The following is a 20,475-nucleotide window of genomic DNA, read 5'->3' as shown; positions in this document are numbered from 1 at the left end:
TCGGTAGCGCGTCTAAGCATGAGTTTGGTCACGAACGTCCCCTGTTGCATAAGCGCCGCGCACGCCAAAGCCGGTCCGTTCAGACTGAAGACGAACCGACGGATACAGCATCGGATGATCATGGCCATTCGCAGCACGAGGTGGACAATTGCGCTGGTCGCAACGGCAGTGGAGTTGAGTGGCATTTCCTATTTCTCAGGGCTGGTGCCCTCTCGCGGTGCAGGTTTCGTGCCGCTCTGCTGGGCTAACGTGCTTGACCGCTTCGTGCGGCTTCTATCCTGGCGTCAGCTCGTGTCGCGCGATTGCGCCGCCGCGTTGACGCGTTGACGTTGCAATCTGGATCTGCGCCGTAGTCAAGTTTAACGGGCCAACCAGTGCCTCAGGTCACCCCATCCGACGCATTGCGCATGACCACGGCTGGCAGCAGGTTTCCTGGCTCCGGTTCGCCGCTCTTACCGCCCCTTCTCAGGATTGCGACTCCCGGTGGCATGAAATGGTCATCGCCTCGCCGCTTAAAGTTACGCAGGGCAGCTCCGGCATTGTCCTGATAGAACCCAGCGAACGCCCTCAATAGCCTTTCGAACACTACCGATGATAAAGTGAAATGGCCTGAGGGCGCGTCAAGTAGTCGCCGGCGAACAGCGTGAGACGCCGTGGCTGAGGAAAAAGAGGTAACCTTGCCCCTCAGTCTCGGAGTTGCGGACGAGATCGAGGCTCCAAGACACTGCGGCTCTGCCTGCACAGCAACTCGGCGCGCCGCTAGCCCCACGCAGAAAAAAGGACGCTTGAAAACACTTAGACTGGAAGGCTGACTTCCTCTCTGTCCTTCGTCATGGCGTCGTACACTCTGACCTGGAGCATGGGACGGCGCCTCTTAAGTTCTTGCGCTCCTGCCCAGGCGCCGTCTCTCGTCGCGAACTCGGTTTTCAATTGACCATCGACTTCGAGCACATAACCGGAAGCCGGCAATCGACGAGTGGATGCAACCATCTTAATCCCTTAGCATCGACGAATCCGATCGATGCTCCCACTTAACCCGAGTCGCCTTCGCCAGACCAGTAGGCTGGTGAGCGGCATCCGCGACGACGAAGCCGGCTTATCGCCGCTCATCGCAGAGGAGTGCGCGCGCCATCACGGCATCGACGACGACTTCCGCTGCTTGCTCTGGGGCCTGCTCCATCGTCCTGAGATGAATTTCCGGCCTTGTCGGCGCTTCGTAGGACGCATCGATGCCTGTGACGTTCTTGATCTCACCGGCTTTTGCCTTCGAGTAAAGACCTTTTGGATCCCGCCTTGCGCATTCCTCGATTGGCGTATCGACAAAGACTTCGACGAACTCGTCCTTGCCAATCAGGCTGCGAACCATGTCTCGTTCGGACCTGTAGGGGGAGATGAACGAGCAGATCACGATCAAGCCGCTGTCCAGCATCAACTTGGCAACCTGTCCGGCGCGCCTAATGTTCTCCACCCGCTCAGCCTTCGAGAAGCCCAGGTCCGCGTTCAATCCGTTCCGGAGGTCGTCACCATCCAGCAGCATGGCATGCCGCGACATCGCGAGCAGCTTCTGATCAACCAAATTTGCGATTGTCGACTTTCCCGCGCCAGACAGGCCAGTGAACCAGACGACGCAAGGCTTCTGATGCTTGAGCGCGGCGCGTTCACTCCTGCCCACCGAAGGCGCCTGCCAGGAAACATTGGTGGCCCGCCGCAGCGGAAACGCGATCATGCCGGCGCCGACCGTACGGTTGGTGAAACGATCAATGACGATGAATGATCCGGTTTTCCGGTTGACGTCGTAAGGATCGAATGCGGCGGGCAGTGCGATCGCAACATTGCAGAACGCGATCTCATTGAGAGAAAGCGTCTCGGCCGCCAGGTGCTCACACGTGTTGACATCGATCCGATACCTGATTGCGGTAACGCTGCCGGCAACCGTCTGCGAGCCAATTCGCAGGATGTAATTTCGTCCGGGAGCGAGCGGCTCGCTGTCCATCCAGATCAGATAAGCGGCGAATTGGTCGGCGACGCTGGGTCGTTCGGTTGGCCGCGACAGAATATCGCCACGGCCGATATCGATCTGGTCTTCCAGCGTAATGGTAACGGCATCGCCGGCTTCGGCGTCGACAAGGTCGCCGTCCTGGGTCACGATCCGCTTGATGCGGGTGGTCCGTCCGGATGCGGCGACAACGACATCGTCGCCTGCCGAGATCCTGCCGGAAGCCACCGATCCGGCGTAGCCGCGAAAATCCGGATCGGGCCGGTTCACCCATTGGACGGGAAAGCGGAAAGCCTGGCTTGCCGTGTCGGATTGGATATCGATGCTCTCCAAATGCTCCATCAGGCAAGGACCATGATACCACTTGGTATGAGCGGACCGATCGACGACGTTGTCGCCGTGACGGGCAGAGATCGGAATCGGAACAATCGAGCTAAAGCCAAGGCCGGCGGCAAAGGCCAGATAGTCGGCGACGAGCCGATCGAAAGCAACCTTGCTGTATGCGACAAGGTCAATCTTGTTCACTGCCAGCACAACATGGCGAATGCCAAGCAGCGAACAGATAAAGGAGTGGCGGCGGGTCTGAACCAACACACCCTTGCGGGCATCGATCAGGATGATTGCGAGCTGCGCATTCGAGGCACCGGTTGCCATGTTGCGGGTGTACTGCTCGTGACCGGGAGTGTCAGCCACCATGAAAGAGCGCCGCGGCGTCGTGAAGAAGCGGTAGGCGACGTCGATCGTGATGCCCTGCTCCCGTTCGGCCTCGAGCCCATCCACGAGCAGCGCGAAGTCGATGTCGGCGCTGCCGTGCCTGATGCTGTCGCGTTTCACTGCCGCAAGCTGATCTTGGTAGATCATCTTGCTGTCGTGCAGCAACCGGCCGATCAGGGTCGATTTTCCGTCGTCCACCGAGCCGCACGTTATGAATCGCAGCTGGTCCCTTGCACGAGGGTGGACAGGTTTCGATATTGCTATGGAAGTCATCAGAAGTAACCTTCCCGCTTCTTCTTCTCCATCGAAGCGGCTTCATCGGTATCAATCAGGCGTCCCTGACGCTCCGACACCGACGCAGTCTGCATTTCTGCGACGACGTCTTCGATCGTCGTCGCATCGGATTCAATGGCCCCGCTCAAGGGATAACATCCCAGCGTGCGAAAGCGGATCATGCGCATTTGCGGCGTCTCATCGCAGTTGAGCGGCAATCGCCTGTCGTCGACCATGATCGTCGCGCCATTTCGGCGCACCGTCGGTCTTTGCTTTGCGAAGTAGAGCGGGACGACCGGGATTTTTTCGAGCATGATATATTCCCATACGTCGAGCTCGGTCCAGTTTGACATCGCAAACACGCGCATGCTTTCGCCCTGGCGTATCCGCGTGTTGAACAGGCTCCAGAGCTCCGGCCGCTGGTTGCGGGGGTCCCATACGTGTCCGGCCGAACGTAAAGACATTATCCGTTCCTTGGCGCGGCTCTTTTCCTCGTCACGCCTGGCTCCGCCAAGCGCGGCATCAAATCCGTAAAGCTCGAGCGCCTGCTTCAGGGCGTCGGTCTTCATCACCTGGGTATGAAGCGCCGAGCCGGAGTCGATCGGATTGATGCCGCGCGCAATACCCTCCTCATTCACATGGACGATCAGCTCGACGCCGAGCCGCTTGGCCGTCGCGTCCCGGAAGCTGATCATCTCGCGGAACTTCCAGGTCGTGTCGACGTGAAGCAGGGGGAAAGGCAATTTTGCCGGATAGAACGCCTTGATTGCGATGTGCAGCAAAACGCTCGAGTCTTTTCCGATCGAGTAAAGCATGACCGGCCTTTTGAACTCGGCGGCCACCTCACGCATGATTTCGATCGATTCAGCTTCAAGACGGCGCAGATGTTTTAGCAGCATATGTGTTCTTTTCGATGCAGGATCTCGGTTCTGCAGCCCCGGCCCAGAGGAGGAAATGTCGGGTGCGAGCTCGCCGGTGCGCGCCGCTATCCAAGCGATCAAATGCCGGTTGCGCAGCGGACTGACTGACACTCTCGGGGCATGTCGCATTCCACCGTGGTGCCGCCGGCGCCTGCCTCACACGTTATTGGCGCAGATCAACTCGTTGAGTGGTGGGAGGTCTGGCTAAATCAGCCAGCGTGTTTTGATCGCAAGCATCCATCACCCTAAGCCATATTGACGATCTGCTCAAGCCGCGCGACCTCGCCTCGCAAAATCTCAATAGCCGCGTCGCGAGTCCGAATAGCATCGAGCCCTGCAGCACGATCAGCTTCTGACGCCAACAGTGCCTGTTGCAGCTGCGCTTTCATTGGATCGGCCAGCAGCAAATTTTCGGCAAAGCTGGGGGCGGACAGATCTTGTGCCTGCACCACGGACATGTCGCACGTCGATCGAAAGTTCTCCGGAACCTGCCGAGCAGTGTGGACTTGCTCGGATTGAGATGGCCCGGACGACGCTGCCGCCTTGCCAGCTCGCAAATCCCACCAGGTTCGGAGTATCTGTCGATAGAGTTCAGTTAGATGAGGTCCCCTATCGACAACTCCGGCTTGCTGTGCAAGCAGCAGTTCCCCCTCATAGCCGAGTTCCGTCAAAAGCTTGGTGCCGACCAGATCGGTCACAGTTTGCATCTCTTCGACGCTTAGTTGGGATTGCCATGTCTTGATAGAGCTTTGATCGACCGCGTTTCGTTCCAGGATCTTTCGATCTCCGAAGCTGCTGGATCGAAGATAATCTACTTGTCCCATGCTCGCATATGCGGCGGCCGCCGGATCACAGCCGAGCCCCAATAGCAGGCGCCGAATCTCTTGGTTCGGATGCGCCACCAGGAGTTCATATCGCACCAGCTGTGTCTGCGCGCGCGCGCGGTGCGCTGCCAGCCTGGGAAAGCCCAGAACCAAATCGGCGAGTGAAGATATGATGACATCGGGCAGCCGGAGCATGAGATCGACGAGGCTGGAGAGGCTGACCGAATAGGAGCTCTCGGCCCGAAGCGGGATGCCCCACGTGGATTTCAGTGAAGCCGCGATGGCATAAGGATTGCGCAGCAAGAGGATGTGTGGCGCTTCTGGATAGACATGTTCAAGGAATTCGAGCGCGGTCCAATAGCGTGGCGTTTTGTCTATGATGATCCGCTTGCCCGCTGCTGTCAGGTACTGACCGTATGCTGCATCGGCAAAAGCCCGGATGGCAATCGTCCGATCAATGCGCCCCAGGAATTCGGAGGTTGCGACCTCAATCAACGAGGGTCCTGCCGGGTGGCGTTGATCCACCCTTCCAAAGGCTTCAAGTGCCAACATCAACCAGGGTTCAGGCGGAGCCAGGACGTCTGGATGGCATTGGAGCAGGTGCGCCAGGAGCGTCGTCCCGGCTCGTGGAAGTCCGAGGAGAAAGCAGACCGCAGGCGAGCGGCCAGAGGCGCAACTCATAATTCAGGTCCCTCTTGAAAAGCGAGCCGCGTTCGATTGACCGAACTAAAGCTGGCCGTAGCGTCAGTTGAGGCGACCGCTCGCATACCAAGCGTTACTGCTACGAGGATTTTGTCTGCCACTCATGATTTGAGAGCCGTTAAGTTCAATCGGTTGGGTGGGAATCGCAGAAGTGTTTGACAGCTGCGATCGCCCCGATTGCTCGACAGTTGAGGCGAAAACAAGGACCAGCCAGCTGAACGAATATTTGCTGCGTATGGGAAAGATGGAATGGACGATACGGAAGTTTACAGGGCAACGACCGCCGGGCATCGGGCGATATCAAATACAGTCGACGCAATTCTGCTTGCCAGCCCATTGAAGACGAAATGCAACATGCACCTCCCTGGTGCTCGGCATAGGCGCCGGAAAAGTTCGGCAAAGAACAAGGAAATACACGGGCGGACATCTGAAATGCCAGGCTGATCAGATCTTTTCAGCGCGCCATATCGACCTCACCGCAACTGCCTGCCGCTGGCCGGTCAACACAATGAGCGTGTAGCACCTCTAACCGCCTTGCTGTCGCAAGTCCCACATCCGTCCGAACTGTACCAAGTATCTGAGTCGCTTGCACTTGTGGCATTGTTCCGACTTCTAATCCACGCTAATGGACGTCTGTAAAGGATCAAACCCTGGCCCACGATGCCGCCGGATTTACCTAGTCCACCGACCGCGCCTTATCGCATCTCCACTGTCGGACAGGAGATATTTCGGACGTTCGTGTGGGAGATCAGATCGATCAGTGCCTGCCTCGAAGAACTCGCCAAATTCCGTGCCAATGTGCTTGGCATCACTGGACCACAGTGGATGATCCTGATGGCAGTGGACTATCTGGGCAGAGAAAAAGGCGTGTCCGTCAACCTGGTGTCACGGTTGATGCACGTCGATCCTTCCTTTGTCACGACCCACTCAAAGCTGCTGGAGAAGAAGGGTTTCCTACGGCGCAAACCCTCCGCAGCCGATGCGCGTGTAGTTCAGATGTCGCTGACCGCCAAAACGCGCAAGCATCTCGCAAGCTTGATGCCTCGAGGGGAAGCGCAGGATGTGCAGGCTTTTGACGAATTCGGCCATGACGGATCAAGCGAGTTCATTGCTGGGCTGGCTGCAGTGAGGCACCGCTTGGAGAAGGCCCGCTCTGGCATCCGGAAGAGCAAAACGAGCAATCGTCAAAAATGAAGCTGGTTAACCATCCGACTCTCCCGGCCTTCGAATATTTCGTGAGGCGGCGCGGTCGAAGGTGGTTATGGTCCCTTCACACCGCCGAAGGCGTGCAGGTGATGATGGGTTCAGCACGCAATCGCTCCACCGCCGTCTATCAAGCCAACAGAGCGCTTTTTCAGTTGCTGCTGAGCGCGCCTTATCGCTTGGCAGCTCAAGTTCATCAACAAGGTCCGCGGCCACCGCTTACGCCAAAGCTTTAGCCTAGCATGAGCTTCGACAGCGGCGGCGCAGGTTTCAAGACTTGCATCGATGCGGTTTGCTAGTTGGAGCGCCCCTTCTCGCCGTCACCGGGGACAATCGTGGCCCTTAACAGCGATCCCTCACATTCCTCGAACTCTTAACGGGAACAAGCGACCATCGAAACAATTCAGCCTGGAAACATTCGAAGCAGGACCGGTCGTCAGATTGTCTTCGCTCTCGATCGAGAAGAGCAAAGCGGCCTGCGCGGTCGCACTCCTTTAACCTCGAAGATGACGAAGCACTGGAGAGTGACAAGCAAGCGCGTGAAAAGCTCTTTCCACAGCAATTGGCAGGCCCTGCAAACAATTTCGACGGCCGTAAAGGGCGGCCTGCGAGCCGCCCTTTTGTGCCGCCTACCAGCGCTGCGAAGTAAGCTACCGCTGATGTCCGAGTCCTATTCCGAGATTTAACGCCTTCTGGCGCAATGCACCGACGCTGCGTTTGGTCATTTTTGCAATTTTTATGACGGGAGTCCGAGCCTTCGAATGGACTTTGAGCTCTTTGATATCTGCCTTGGTCCACTCGCGCCGCTTAACGCGTTTCTTGCTTGCTTTTTTCACAGTGAATGCTCCTTTTGAGAGGAGCGGCTTGTAACATAGTTTTTTAGGAGCGACGACCGTAAAAAAAGAGGCCATCATGGGAACTCGCGCCATGATATTTGTTCAGAAGATAAGGCACCTCGCCTATTGTAAATTTAGTTCAGATGCCCTCTTGAGAGGCTTCGCCAGGTTATTCGAAGCTAAGCCCGCAGACCAACATGTTGCTGGAAGGACGTGAGCAAGCAGGCACGGTAAGCTTGAACAAACTCCGAATCAGGCAGTTCGTGATTTGTATTAGGCGTGGAGGCTCAACGGTCGAGGACCGTGAGACATCGTAGCAATCTCTCCCACGGTCGCCCCACTAGCTTGGCGCGCTGCGCTGTCTAGACAGTCAGAGTCTCCTCGCGCTGGCGAGAACACCAGCTAGAATCTCCTCTTCGCACCCGTCGTCCGGTCTCGGCTCAGGGTTGGAGGGACGAGTCTGTTGCTTTGAACGGCCAGCTTTCACCGCGCTTGACGCGGGGCGAGAACGGCAAACGCTGCGATTGACCGCCCGCGATGATCTCTCATAGAGAGGCTTCGGCTGACGTTAAGTGAGCGGCCACCGCTTCAGCCTTGATGGCGCGATCTTCCTCCAGTAATTCGTCGCGAAGAATGCGGCCATCTTATCGGGCCAAGGCGCGATAAGATGGCTTAACCTGACCGATCCAAAGCTGACCGACGTTATCGATCGACTTTTTCCCCGCCGCGAGGCCGGCCTCAAGCTTGCCGGACAAACGACCTCGCGGTGTCTCGGTAGCCAGACGTGCTGCCGAGCATTTGTTGCTGATCATGGCGCATTGCTGCCCTGGGAATGGAAGCTCCTGGCCGAGCCGACAAGCCCGCCGATCAGCAGGTCGCCTCACCTTCACGCAATGCCATCCATGGAGCTCGCCGTGCCCGCGTTCACGCGTCGATCAGGTGGTCTAGTCGTCTGCGTACTCAGCTCCTCACGTGAGACACTATGATGCTTTGCGAACACACCGATTGCGGATTGTCGATCGGCGAGAAGCGCATTTACAGGCGCGCGCCCTGTTCAGCTGGAGCCGACACAAGCGCCTAGTCGGTCCCGCAGTGCCGGTCGACTGATGACAAGATTGTTGAGGTTCAGGTCCGGCCGACTTGCTGCCAATCGCCTAACAAGTTCCCGGGTGCCGTCCACGACAAAGACGCCGCAGTCATAACCGTTCTGCTGCTGTCTTATCGGGGCCTGTTGCGGGTTAGCGTCGAACCGTCCTGCGAGTTCCGCTGCGGGCCTGTCATTGTATCCCTGGGTGGAGTCATAGTGATAGGCGACCGGCCGGCCCCAATTGCGGCGGTCAACCAGCAGCAGCGACCAGTGACTGCCGCGCTGATGTCTATCCGTATCGCTGGCATCGCTTACCGGCAGAAACAGGAAGTCGGCGGTATCATGGCGAATCCACCCTAATGCTCGTTCGGCTACCTCCTTGGAGGGGGATCGCAACATTTGGGCTATCAGGGGATCCACGAACCGCGTCCGGGCGGCGAGATCCGGATTGTTCTGCAGCAACTCCTGCGCCAGGAGCTCATAGTCCCGCTGGATATGTTCGTCACCCAGCCACTGCGTGGGGCCCAGCACGGCGTCGCTGCGCTGGCCGGAAGAGGCAACGGTAGCCGAGGGGCCGATCTGAGCACCCGGGACGGGAGACGGGCGAGGATGATGGATGACCTGCGCACCGCGGCGTCCTAGCGGCCCCAATGGGATCGAGCGGGTCTCACCATCGACGGAGACCTTGGTTGGGCGGCTGGACTGGGGCGGCGGGACCCCGATGTTATCCCGGACATTGCGTAAGAAATCCGGCACCGGCTGACGCCCATTCTGCCAATCCGCGTCGACTCGGTGTCCGATGTCCTCAAGCGCCTGACGTACGCCCGGCCGCCCGACGAAGAACGCGGGTTTATCGGCAGGGCTGAGCACCGGCGCTGACTGAGCATCGTCGCGCATCTGCTGCGGCGTGTAGGGCAGGTCAACGAAAGACTGAAGACCGCGGAAGGTATCTCCCGATTGAGCTGGCGCGTCCGATGGTGCGGTGAAGAGCGGCGGCTTGGCGGCGATCCCACCCACGGGCACTGACTGAGCATCGTCAAGCATCTGCTGCGGCGTGTACGGCAGATCAACGAAAGACTGAAGACCGCGGAAGGTGTCTGCCGACTGAGCCGGCGCGTCCGATGGTCCGGTGAAGAGCGGCGGTCTGGCGGCAGCCCCACCCACCGGCGCTGACTGAGCATCGTCTCTCACTTCCGGCGACGTGTACGGCAGGTCAACGAAAGAGTCGAGGCCTCGGTAGATCGCCGACGACCCCTCTGGTACCGCTTCCGGCGTCGGCCACTCAAAATCGTGCGGCAGGCGCGGCGACCACGTTGAGCTCGACTCCTCACGCCGCGGCTCCCCAGCCGCCTGCTCAGGGGAGACGCCCAGCGCTGCGTTCGCCTCGACGAGCCATAGGTAACTCCGAAGACGATCGAAGCCCATGTCATCGTTTCGACTGGCTTTTTTAAAGTCCCTGTGATCGTCGTTCAACGACTTTTGCTGCTCACTGGTGCCGGTGAGCCGGCTCACTATGCTCCCTCGCCCATTCATTTGGAGCCAAGCACCGAATCTTCGTTGGTTGCCGGCCAGATTTTGAACAACTTTTCTCCGGCTAGTATCCTCGGGTTTGAGCATGCTCAGCTCTGCCTTTTCCAGGCTATCAATGATGCGGGCGTCATCGGGATAAAGATGCAATGTGGGGGACGGGACAGCATGACCGCCGGGTTTCCGAGACGCCCCCGCTCCGGAAACGTGCTCGGCATCGCCGACCTTGCCTAACGCGAACAATAGATGCTCGTCCTTCGGGAACAACTTCTGAGCAAATTCAATGCGCGCAGCGTGGTCCAGCCCGGATATCGAGTAGCCCGCAAGTTTAAGCGCGTTCGAAAATCTGCGAAGACTACGATCATGACGAGCAGCGCTGCCCGACGTCATGCCGCTGGCATTAAGCCGCTCTGATAGGGGCGCGTCTTCCGCTGAGGGGATCGTTCGCGGCCGCCCGCCAGAAGCTACATAGCTCGGATCATGATACGAACGAAGGATATTCAACCCCTTCTTCATGTCTTCGTCCTTTGGGAAGTAAGTCTTGACGTGACGGACCAAGGACTCGTGGTCCCCCAGAACAATCGTTAGGCGATGAGCGCCAAGATCATTTCCAAGTCGGCGAAGCGCCTGAGTATAGCGCTTAACCGTCTTCGGGTTTGGCTTTTTCTGATCCGCATATTGGGCAATCGCCTTATCGATGATGTCCCGATGTTCTGCAGAGAGATGGGGATGGTAGTTGCGGCCGCCACCGGAGATAGGACCCGGATCGGGTGGGCGCGCCTCGGCCAAGTGCTGCTCAAAGCCCGCTTGCCCGGCATGGCCGCCCTGGTGCTCTTCCAAGACGGCGTGCTGCACCTGGGACCAAGCTGTTACATTGGATGGATCGGAATTATACGGGTCCACGCCAGCCTCACGTCCAAGAAATCAATTGAGCTGATCCTATCTGGATAGGCTTTCCAGAAGCTGACGAGGCCGTCGCTTGTGGAACAATGCATCGCCACACCCGCAGAGTGAAAATCCCCCCGCGGCTCTCAATAGTCGCAAGCTTCATGGGTTTCAGGACCTACCTTTCTCGCGGCCAATGAAGCTTCCGGGGCATGGGAGCCGAGGACTCGTCATTGCTCTCGTTGCAAAAGCGGCATACGGCGGCGCCACAGGAGCCTTCCGCGATTCCTTCCTCCTTCATTCGCTCTCTCATCAGCTATCCAAGTGAGGGTATTCCACGTGACATCGAGGAGCGCATTGCCTCACTAAAAGTGTTACCGGACGACTTCCCTGTCGTGCCGTATCTCGACGCCGGTTATCGTCGCATGGGTTTGGCTAAGAGGTTCGCCGGTAAGCGGATAACAATTTGGCAGCGCATTGATCGGGGTGAGATAACGGAACTGCAGAGACTGAGCGAGGACAAGAAAGCGAAAGAAGACTGGCATGCGGCCGAGCGATTGTTGGAGAGCGCCCTGCCCTTCGAGGTCGTGACACCTCTGAATTACATGCTCAGGCGCTGGCACGATTTCGCCCGCGTCCTCGACGGAGGCAGGATCTGCTTGACCAACAATTGTGCAGAGCGTGCATTGAGAGGCATCGTTTTGGGAAGGTGGAACTGGACCTTCGCCGGCAGCCAGCGCTGCGCCAACCGGGCCGCCATCATGTTGACGGCGATCACGACCTGTCGCCTCAAGAGGTCACCCCCAAGGCTTGGTTCGACCACGTCCTCTCCCGTATCGCCAATCTTCCCGCATCGCGTCTGCACGAATTGCCCTGATCAACAAGTTGTTGCTGCATGTCTTTGCAGCCGCGCGTCTCTCAGCTGTGCCGCGGACCACCGGAACGGCCAAGATAGCACTCTCCTCAGAGCGGAGACCGTCGCAATCACGCTGGCCCATCTGCACTATTTGGACCGGCGCCTCGTCGGGCTCGTCATCGGCGAGGGCGCGCCAGGCCGCGCCATCGAGATCGTCATACTGACCACTGTTCAGCGACCACAGAAAGCCGAGCAGGCCAACGAAGCCCAGTGCAAGAGCGAGTGGAACCAGATAGAGCAGGACCTCCATCAGATTGCCTCGCTCCTTCGCGCCCGCAGCGCATTGAGCATGACCAGCACCGACGAACCTGACATCGCCGCGGCGGCAATCAGCGGCGTCACCAGACCGGCGATCGCAACCGGCACCGCCAGGACATTGTAGACGACAGCGAGCCAAAGGTTCTGCCGCATCAGCCGCAGCGCCTTGCGCGAGGCCATAACTGCCGTCATCACGGGCCGAAGACGCTCACCGAGGAAGACCGCATCAGCGACCGCCTGGCTCATATGAGTGGCCGTAACAGGCGACATCGAGGCATGAGCCGTTGCGAGCGCGGGCGCATCGTTCAAACCATCGCCGACCATCAGCACCTTGTATCCCTCGCCCGTCAGGCTTTTGACCCTGGCGACCTTATCCGTCGGCGAGACGCCGGCGCGCCAATTTTGAATACCGAGCGTCGCGGCCGTGCGCTGAACTGCTGGCTCGCGATCTCCCGACACGATCTCTACCGCGACCCCAAGGCTCACGAGGCCCGCGACAACCTCGGGCGCGTCTGGCCGCATGCGTTGGCGGACGGCGAAGACGTGCTTGCTGTCGCCGCGGCTAAACGCGACGATAGAAGCCTCTGGATCACGGCAAAGAGTCTCCTCAGCGAGGCTCTCAGCGCCGCAGAAGGACGTTCGGCCGAGCCGGACCTCCGACCCTTGATAGTAACCCCTAACGCCCTGCCCCAGCTCCTCTTCGATATCGGCCAGCGGCTCGCTTGCGCCGGCAGCTCGCGCGACGGCTGCGGCGACCGGATGGCGGCTCGACAATGCAAGCCGGCCCGCCAATTTGAGGACATCGTCGGGAATGCTGGCGAGATTGGCGACATCGAGCTCCGGCAACGTCAGCGTTCCGGTCTTATCGAAGACCACCCGGTTCACTTCGGCCATGCGCTCGATCGCATCCCCGGCGTTGAGCAGCACCCCGGACCGGAACAGCACGCCGGACGCCACGGTCTGCACCGCCGGTATAGCCAGACCCAGCGCGCAAGGGCAGGTGATGATCAAGACCGCGATCGCCGTGACAATCGCATCATGGAAGGTTGCGCCAGAGGCAAGCCAACCGAGCATCGTCAGGAGGGCAGTTGCATGGACGATCGGTGCGTAGAGCCGCGAGGCGCGCTCGGCTAGGCGTAGATAGCGCGAGCGCGCTTGCAGGGCATGATCAAGTAGCCGAGAAATCTCGGCGAGCAGCGTGTCCTCCGAGGCCGCCACCGCGCGGACGCGCAAGGTACCCGATCGCACCAATGTACCGGCGAACACTGCGCTGCCGGGCGCCACGAGCGCGGGCAAGGTCTCACCCGTAATGAGGCTTTGATCGACCTCGGAGCGGCCCTCGATCACGTCGCCATCGACGGTACAGCATTCGCCGGGTCGCACCAGCACGACGTCCCCCGGTTTGATCGTTGATGCCGGAACTGTTCTGATCTCCGTCGGGCCTATGAACTTCGCGGCGGTCTCCGCCTTGAGCGCGGCAAGATTGCCCGCGAAGGCGCGGGTGCGCCGTCTCATGTTCTGGTCGAGATAGCGGCCTGCGAGCAGGAAGGCGATCAACATGATCGCCGCGTCAAAATATGCATGCTCGGCATGAGCGACAGTCTCGATCAGCGAAGTCGCCAACGCGAGCAAGATGCCGATGCTGATCGGCACGTCCATATTGGCCCGGCGAGCCCGTAGCGCGGTAAAGGCTGAGGAGAGGAACGGCTGCGCCGAATAAGCCGCGGCCGGCAGCACGATCAGCGCGGAGAGCCAATGAAAGAAGTCGCGCTGCTCGGGCAGCATGTCCGAGACATTGCCGGACCATACCGGGATCGAGAGCATCATCACGTTCATCGCGGCAAAAGCAGCCACGCCCAGCCGCCGCAGCAAGTCCCGCGCCCGCTCCGATTCCAGTGTCTCCGCGTCGTCCCGCTGAAAGGGATATGCCCGATAGCCCAGTTCAGCGAGCCGCTTGATGAACAGCGCTGGATCGAGCGCGCCTGCTTTCCATTCCAGCGCCAGTCGGTTGTCGGTGAGATTCACGCGCGCCGAGATCACGTCCGGAATGCTCGATAGATTGCGCTCGATCTTGCCCATGCAGCCCGCGCAATTGATCCCTTCTACCGCGAGGTCGAGTTGGATGAAGCCCGTTTCTGTCCTCTTCAAATAGTGCGAAAAGTCGACGTCATCCTGCATGCTCATATGCCCTTAGTCCAAGACGATGCGATTTTTCGACAAAAACATGCGGCGGCCGTCAGCGCCGCCTTCGATCACGAGATCCCACCGCCCGCCAGCGACCCCCTCGGCGTTCCCTCGGTAGGTTCCAGCACTGCCCTCCGCCACATTGATCGCGCGATCGGCCCGGCGGTCCACCGGTCGCTCGAGCCGGGCCTCGAAGTTCATTCCTGCGAGAGGCGCGCCTGCGCGGTCGCGCGCCTCGATCGCAAGCACCGCCCGGCCATCGGACTGCCGTTGGACATGTACCTGCACCTGCCAGCTTCGCTCGTTCTGCTCCCGCGCCGCCAGGATCTCACGCTGATAGGCGAGGCTCGCGCTGTAGGCGCTGTCAACCTCTGTTCCCGGCAGCGTCGTGATGGCAAAACGCATCATGATCAAATTGGCGCCGATCACGACCGAAAAGAAAGCGAGCATGGCGATCAGGACAAAGCGTCCGGTGATGGGCCGCGCGACTGGAATTGATGCGGTCATTGGCAAGATCCCGTCAGTAATTCTTAGGGGAACACGAAGTGGTCCGTTGCGGAGGCGACCTCACCGAGGCCAATGTCGGTGACCCGAAATCTCACCGGCATCGACCGTTCCGACGTGTCGTCGGCCGGCGCGGTCACCAATAGCCGCAGTTCTGTCGTAGTATCGCGAGCCAAGACAATCGTCGGTCGTTCCACGGTCACAGAATCTACGCCGACGACGTGCACGGACGTTTGAGGTGGCCCATCGATGTCGATCGCGATGACGCGGTCGAAGGCGAGCTTGTTAAGCACGCGTACCGTGTAGCCGTTGCGAATCGAACCATCGCTCAGCCTGACCGCCATCGGACTACGATCGTGCAGCACGTTGACGTCGAGCAGTGTTCTGGACAACAATCCATAAAGCATCGTCGCACAGACGACCGAGATCAAAGACGCATATACGATCGTCCGTGGCCGTACCGGCTTGAAGACCTCCGATTTGCCTTCCACGCGGCGCCTGATATTGATGTCGTTGTCGTAACCGATCAGGCGACTTTTGCGCCCGATCTTCTTCATGACGGCATCGCAGGCGTCAATGCATAGCCCGCACTGGATGCAGCCGAGCTGGGCGCCGTTGCGAATATCAACGCCAGTCGGGCAGACCGCCACGCATTGATTGCAGTCGATGCAGTCTCCGATCTTTTCGCCCCGCGCACGCAGATCGAATGACTTCTTCAATGAGCAGCGCTGTTCGCCACGATCGTATTTGTAGGTGACATTGAGTGCCCACTCGTCGGTGAGCGCGGCCTGGATGCGCGGCCAAGGGCACATATACACGCAAACCTGTTCGCGCATGTAGCCGGCCAACAAGTATGTCGTAACGGTCAGGATCCCGATCCAGATATAGGCGATTGCGGGCGCCTGGAATGTCGCCAGATCGCGCACCAATGTATGCGCGTCGGCGAAGTAGAGCACCCAGGCACCACCGGTCCACCAGGCGATCATCAACCAGACCGCGTGCTTTAGCACGCGCTTTGCCGCCCGCTCCAGCGTCATCGGGCGTGCGGCGGCCCTCAGCCGGTCGCGACGGTCGCCCTCGACCCAACGCTCTACCCCATAGAACAGATCGGTCCATGCCGTTTGCGGACAGAGATAGCCGCACCAAATACGTCCGCCCAGAGCGTTCATCAAGAATAGTGCCAGCGCCGCAAGCACGAGCAGCCCGGTGAAGTAATAAAGCTCCTGCGGCCACAGCTCGATGAAGAAAAAGTAGAACCGCCGGTTCGGAAAATCGAGCAACACCGCCTGGTCGGGGGCGCCTAAGCCACGACGCCAACGCACGAACGGCAGCAAATAGTAGATGCCGAGACACACCACCATCAGCCGCCATTTGATGGTGCGGAAAGTGCCGCAGACGCTCTGCGGATGGACCTTCTTATGAGCTGTATAGAGAGGCCCATCTTCGCCGATCGGCGGGTCATCGCGCGGACCAGTCTTGTTCGGGGCTAGCTTCATGGCCGACCTTACATCTGGCACGGGTGACTGACTTAGAGCCTCGTCGATGGGCCGGTGGCTTCTCGGCTCATCTCACCTATTGTCCACCACCGAGCGAGTGCACATAGACCGCAAGCGCCTTGATCGTGATGGGATCGAACCGCCCGCTCCAGGCCGGCATGATGCCCGCGCGGCCATAGCTGATCGTCTCGATCAGCGTCTCCTCGTCCGAGCCGTACAACCAAATGTGGTCCGTCAGATTCGGCGCGCGAGCTCCTGGTTGCCTTTGGCGTTCTCGCCATGGCAGGCCGCACAATTGTCGGCAAAGATCCTCGCGCCGGCCGCGGCATCGAAATTGGCGACTGTTGACAGGCCAGACAGCGATCGCACGTAATTCGCTACCGTGGCGATCTCATCTTTCCTGAGGATGCCGTCGCGGCCGAAGGCCAGCATTTGCCCCTCATGGGCCTGGGCATGGCCGGACCGTGCGCCGAACTGGATGGTCTTCTGGATCTGATCGAGCGATCCGCCCCACAACCAGTCATCGTCGTTGAGATTGGGATAACCCTTGGCACCTGCGCCGCCGCTGCCATGGCATGGCGCGCAATTGTCTGCGAACACCGTCTTGCCCCTGGCACGGGCCAGTGCCAGCAGGGCCGGATCCGTCTCGATCTCTGTCAGAGACGCTTTGCCGAGAACCGCCATCTTCTCGCCCCGCAGCGTCTCGAGCCCGGCAAGATCGTTGACGACGCTCGCGCGGGTCGAATAATGAAATGCGCCGTTCGTGTAGCTGGAGAGGAGCGGCCAGGCCGGATAGACGACCCAATAACCGATCGCCCAAAAGATGGTGGCGTAGAAGGTCGAGATCCACCAGCGCGGCAGCGGCGTGTTGAGCTCTTTTATGCCATCCCATTCGTGCCCCGTCGTGGAGCGGCCGGAAATCCGATCGAAGTCGCGGTCAGTCATGGTCTGTCAATCCCGGCACAGCGGCAAGCGCGCCGCAGAGTCAAAACGCCGCTTATTGCCGGGCCACAGCGCATAAACAACAATGGCCATGAAGATGCCGACAAACAACGGCGTCCAGAGACTTACGACGAAGCTTGACGCCAGGTTCTCGATGGAAAAGACGGCTTTCATCACACGATCCTTCAGCGCAGATTGGCTTTTTCGTCGTAGAGCTTGAAATCGATCAGCGTTCCGAGCATCTGCAGGTAGGCGATGAGCGCATCGAGTTCGGTCGGATTGCCAACGCTTCCGTCGAAATTGCGCACAGCTGCCTTCGGATAGCGCTTCTGGAACGAGGCGAGGTCCGCGCTGTCAGGATCGAGCTGGGTCTTCAAGTCAGTGACCGCGTTCTTGATCTGATCTTCGGTATAGGGCACACCGACCGCCCGGTTGGTGCGCAGATGTGCGGCCATGTCGGTCAGGTCGAGCTCGGTGTGCGCCAGCCTCGGGTATCCGGGCATGACCGACCGCGGGACGATGGCCCGCGGATTGGTCAGATGCGTGACGTGCCATTCATCGGAATATTTCGCGCCGACGCGTGCGAGGTCCGGGCCGGTACGCTTCGAGCCCCATTGAAACGGGTGATCATACATGCTCTCGGCGGCCAGCGAGTAATGTCCGTAGCGCTCGACCTCGTCACGCAATGGCCGGATCATCTGCGAGTGACAAACATAGCAGCCTTCGCGCACGTAGATGTTGCGGCCTGCAAGCTCAAGCGGGGTATATGGTCGTACGCCCTCCACGACCTCGATCGTACTCTTGAGGTAGAACAGCGGCGTGATCTCAACCAGCCCGCCGATCGCGATCACGGCAAGGATGCCTGCGATCAGGATGATCGAGTTCTTCTCAAAGATCTTGTGTCGGTTCCAAAGAGACATGCGATGACCTATTCCGCGACTTGGAGCGCCCCAGTGTCCTTGATTTGATCGGTCTGCTTTGCATTCACGGTCATCCAGAGATTGGCGGCCATGATCAGCGCACCAATCAGGAACATTGCGCCGCCCGCGGCGCGAATGATGTAGAAGGGATGCATAGCCTCGACCGACTCAATGAAGGAGTATTCGAGGAAACCTAGCGAGGTATAGGCGCGCCACATCAGGCCCTGCAGGACACCAGACACCCACATCGCCGAGATGTAGAGCACGATCCCGATCGAGGCGATCCAGAAGTGCCAGTTGACGAGCTTGAGGCTGTACAGCTCGCGATTCCAAAGCCAGGGAATCAGGCAATAGAGCGCACCGAACGATACAAAGCCTACCCAACCCAGCGCACCGGAATGCACGTGGCCGACGGTCCAGTCGGTGTAATGACTGAGCGAATTGACGACCTTGATTGCCATGGTCGGGCCCTCAAACGTCGACATGCCATAAAAGGCAACGGAGACCACGAGCATGCGGAGCACCGGGTCTGTGCGCAGCTTGTCCCACGCACCCGAGAGCGTCATCAGGCCGTTGATCATGCCGCCCCATGAAGGCATCCACAGCATGATCGAGAACGTCATGCCCAGAGTCTGCGTCCAATCCGGCAGCGCGGTGTAATGTAGATGGTGAGGGCCCGCCCAGATGTAGAGGAAGATCAGCGCCCAGAAGTGAATGATCGAGAGGCGGTAGGAATAGACCGGGCGCTCGGCTCTCTTCGGAATGAAGTAGTACATGATCGCCAGAAAGCCGGCGGTCAGGAAGAAACCGACCGCGTTGTGACCGTACCACCACTGAAACATGGCGTCCTGCACACCGCCCCAGGCGATGTAGGATTTCGAACCGAACACGGAGACCGGTAATGCGGGATTGTTGCCGAGGTGGAGCACCGCAATGGTGACGATAAAAGCGAGATAGAACCAGTTGGCGACGAAAATGTGCGGCTCTTTCCTTTTCACCAATGTCGCCAGGAACACTATGAGATAAGTGACCCAGACGATAGTGAGCCAGAGATCGGCGTACCATTCGGGCTCGGCGTATTCCTTTGACTGGGTGGCGCCGAACAGATAGCCGGTGCCTGCGATCAGGATGAAAAAATTATAGCCAACTACCACGAACCATGGCGCAAGATCGCCGGCGAGGCGCGTGCGGCAGGTCTTCTGCACGACGTAGAAGGAGGTCGCGATAAGCACGTTTCCGCCGAACGCAAAGATCACGGCCGACGTGTGCAGCGGGCGGAGTCGGCCGAAGCTCGTCCAAGGCAGATCGAAATTCAGTGCGGGCCAGGCAAGTTGCGAGGCGATAAAAACGCCGACTGAAAAGCCTGCGATACCCCAGAACATCGCCATCACTGAGGCGAATTTGATCGGAGCGAGATTGTAATTCGGCCGGCCCTTGATCTGCGCCGGCGGCAATTGCGCCGGGCGTTCATAGTAGCGATTGAGGATAACGCTTGCGGCGGCCAGGCTGGCAGCGGAAGCGAGCAATGCGTGGAAACTAAATGCGGAATCGTGCCCCATCGCTCCTGCGAAAAAGCAAACATAGGCAGAAACGGCGAATACCGACATCAGGCCTGCTTCACCCATGGTCATGGATTTCACGGTGAGGGGTGGGCTTGGCATGTCTTGGCCTCTTTGAAAGCGGATTGCCAGGAGATCACATTTGGGGGGGACGGGTTGATCGAGCGCGATCAATCGCTAAAATGCTGCGGAGTGCCGCCGATCTCACGCGCGAGCGCGCGCAGAGTATGTTCGTTGGGACAGCCTTTGAGGGGATTTACGGACTCACGCCGCTCGAGGTCGGCCGCGCAGCGGATCTTGGTCTGACACAGCCCGCATACCCGCTGCAAATCGCGCAACACGTCTCCATGGCAGGCGGCCAGCACATTCTCGGAAAAGCCGGCAAGTGCGAGGCGCTTGCTTAAGAGTTCAGGATAGCCCGGATTTTGCGCCATCTTTCGAAAGTCAGACGTGGACAGATTAAGTTCACGTGCGATCGCGTCGATGTCCTGCGCGCTCAAATAGGCCAATTCGGCTGTCCGGGACAGCTTCGCTCGTAACCGGGTGAGCAGATTCTTGAACCCCCAAGGGCGACCGACATATCCAGATTGGCTAACCATGTGTCATACCCCTCATACCAGCCATAGCTGCCGGCGGCAGACTTGTTTTTGACATTCATCAAATAAGGCCCGTCTGTGGGAGAAAATCGTCGATCCGGATTGCCCCTGCCGGACGACGATGCGCTGCGAG

14 protein-coding genes, 3 pseudogenes and 1 riboswitch are annotated in these 20,475 nt (G+C 59.3%); of the genes and pseudogenes, 3 read left to right on the top strand and 14 right to left on the bottom strand.

Annotated elements, in window-relative coordinates; translation table 11 throughout:
* The first annotated feature begins 114 nt into the window (after positions 1-114).
* Positions 115-327 (top strand): hypothetical protein, encoded by a 213-nt coding sequence (locus AKN84_RS15335; RefSeq protein ID WP_128970844.1) that lies wholly within the window; start codon positions 115-117, stop codon positions 325-327.
* Positions 328-405: 78 nt separating this feature from the next.
* Positions 406-605: riboswitch (cobalamin riboswitch) on the bottom strand.
* Positions 606-1,096: 491 nt separating this feature from the next.
* Here the strand turns inward: AKN84_RS15335 and cysN are convergent.
* From cysN to noeE, 3 genes are all read right to left on the bottom strand, one after another.
* Complete coding sequence (gene cysN / locus AKN84_RS15325; protein WP_050421529.1) at positions 1,097-2,983, bottom strand: sulfate adenylyltransferase subunit CysN; 1,887 nt, start codon at positions 2,981-2,983, stop codon at positions 1,097-1,099.
* Entirely contained in the window at positions 2,983-3,918 is a 936-nt protein-coding gene (gene cysD, locus AKN84_RS15320; protein ID WP_283805521.1) for a sulfate adenylyltransferase subunit CysD, read from the bottom strand. Before cysD ends, cysN begins: the two co-directional genes overlap by 1 nt.
* A gap of 230 nt (positions 3,919-4,148) precedes the next feature.
* A complete protein-coding gene (gene noeE / locus AKN84_RS15315; protein WP_050421528.1) occupies positions 4,149-5,408 on the bottom strand; it encodes a nodulation protein NoeE in 1,260 nt (419 codons plus the stop codon).
* Between the two features lie 759 nt (positions 5,409-6,167).
* Here noeE and AKN84_RS15310 point away from each other — a divergent pair.
* Positions 6,168-6,623, top strand: a complete 456-nt coding sequence (locus tag AKN84_RS15310) for a MarR family winged helix-turn-helix transcriptional regulator (protein ID WP_244485146.1) — start codon at positions 6,168-6,170, stop codon at positions 6,621-6,623.
* Between the two features lie 659 nt (positions 6,624-7,282).
* Here AKN84_RS15310 and AKN84_RS45460 read toward each other — a convergent pair.
* Together AKN84_RS45460 and AKN84_RS15305 are read right to left on the bottom strand one after the other, a co-directional pair.
* Complete coding sequence (locus tag AKN84_RS45460) at positions 7,283-7,468, bottom strand: hypothetical protein (RefSeq protein ID WP_128970857.1); 186 nt, start codon at positions 7,466-7,468, stop codon at positions 7,283-7,285.
* Between the two features lie 1,054 nt (positions 7,469-8,522).
* Positions 8,523-10,922: a Ulp1 family isopeptidase gene (locus tag AKN84_RS15305; RefSeq protein WP_244485142.1), complete on the bottom strand. Its 2,400-nt coding sequence runs from the start codon at positions 10,920-10,922 to the stop codon at positions 8,523-8,525.
* Positions 10,923-11,548: 626 nt separating this feature from the next.
* Between AKN84_RS15305 and AKN84_RS45450 the strand changes: the two are divergent.
* Positions 11,549-11,844: pseudogene (locus tag AKN84_RS45450) on the top strand (IS66 family transposase); the annotation flags it as partial.
* 130 nt (positions 11,845-11,974) lie between these two features.
* On the opposite strand, the pseudogene ccoS reads toward AKN84_RS45450, so the two are convergent.
* The 9 genes and pseudogenes from ccoS to AKN84_RS45440 all read right to left on the bottom strand — a co-directional run.
* Positions 11,975-12,133: pseudogene (ccoS, locus tag AKN84_RS48350) on the bottom strand (cbb3-type cytochrome oxidase assembly protein CcoS); the annotation flags it as partial.
* A complete protein-coding gene (locus tag AKN84_RS15285) occupies positions 12,133-14,319 on the bottom strand; it encodes a heavy metal translocating P-type ATPase (RefSeq protein ID WP_050421599.1) in 2,187 nt (728 codons plus the stop codon). The gene AKN84_RS15285 and the pseudogene ccoS, both read right to left, overlap by 1 nt.
* 12 nt (positions 14,320-14,331) lie before the next feature.
* Positions 14,332-14,832 carry a FixH family protein gene (locus AKN84_RS15280; RefSeq protein ID WP_050421522.1) on the bottom strand — a complete coding sequence of 167 codons (501 nt, stop codon included), beginning with the start codon at positions 14,830-14,832 and terminating at the stop codon, positions 14,332-14,334.
* Positions 14,833-14,855: 23 nt separating this feature from the next.
* Entirely contained in the window at positions 14,856-16,325 is a 1,470-nt protein-coding gene (gene ccoG, locus AKN84_RS15275) for a cytochrome c oxidase accessory protein CcoG (protein WP_050421521.1), read from the bottom strand.
* Positions 16,326-16,401: 76 nt separating this feature from the next.
* Positions 16,402-17,270, bottom strand: a pseudogene (gene ccoP / locus AKN84_RS15270) (cytochrome-c oxidase, cbb3-type subunit III).
* A 6-nt stretch (positions 17,271-17,276) separates the two neighbouring features.
* Positions 17,277-17,441 (bottom strand): cbb3-type cytochrome c oxidase subunit 3, encoded by a 165-nt coding sequence (locus AKN84_RS15265; RefSeq protein WP_050421520.1) that lies wholly within the window; start codon positions 17,439-17,441, stop codon positions 17,277-17,279.
* 11 nt (positions 17,442-17,452) lie between these two features.
* Positions 17,453-18,187, bottom strand: a complete 735-nt coding sequence (ccoO, locus tag AKN84_RS15260) for a cytochrome-c oxidase, cbb3-type subunit II (protein WP_050421519.1) — start codon at positions 18,185-18,187, stop codon at positions 17,453-17,455.
* 8 nt (positions 18,188-18,195) lie between these two features.
* Positions 18,196-19,818 (bottom strand): cytochrome-c oxidase, cbb3-type subunit I, encoded by a 1,623-nt coding sequence (gene ccoN, locus AKN84_RS15255; RefSeq protein ID WP_050421518.1) that lies wholly within the window; start codon positions 19,816-19,818, stop codon positions 18,196-18,198.
* 98 nt (positions 19,819-19,916) lie between these two features.
* Complete coding sequence (locus AKN84_RS45440) at positions 19,917-20,255, bottom strand: hypothetical protein (protein ID WP_128970842.1); 339 nt, start codon at positions 20,253-20,255, stop codon at positions 19,917-19,919.
* Positions 20,256-20,475 lie beyond the last annotated feature (220 nt).

Source organism: Bradyrhizobium tropiciagri, from assembly GCF_001189845.1.
GTDB lineage: Bacteria > Pseudomonadota > Alphaproteobacteria > Rhizobiales > Xanthobacteraceae > Bradyrhizobium > Bradyrhizobium tropiciagri.
Note: the sequence above shows the minus strand (reverse complement) of the source record. Positions and strands in the feature narration are given on the sequence as shown.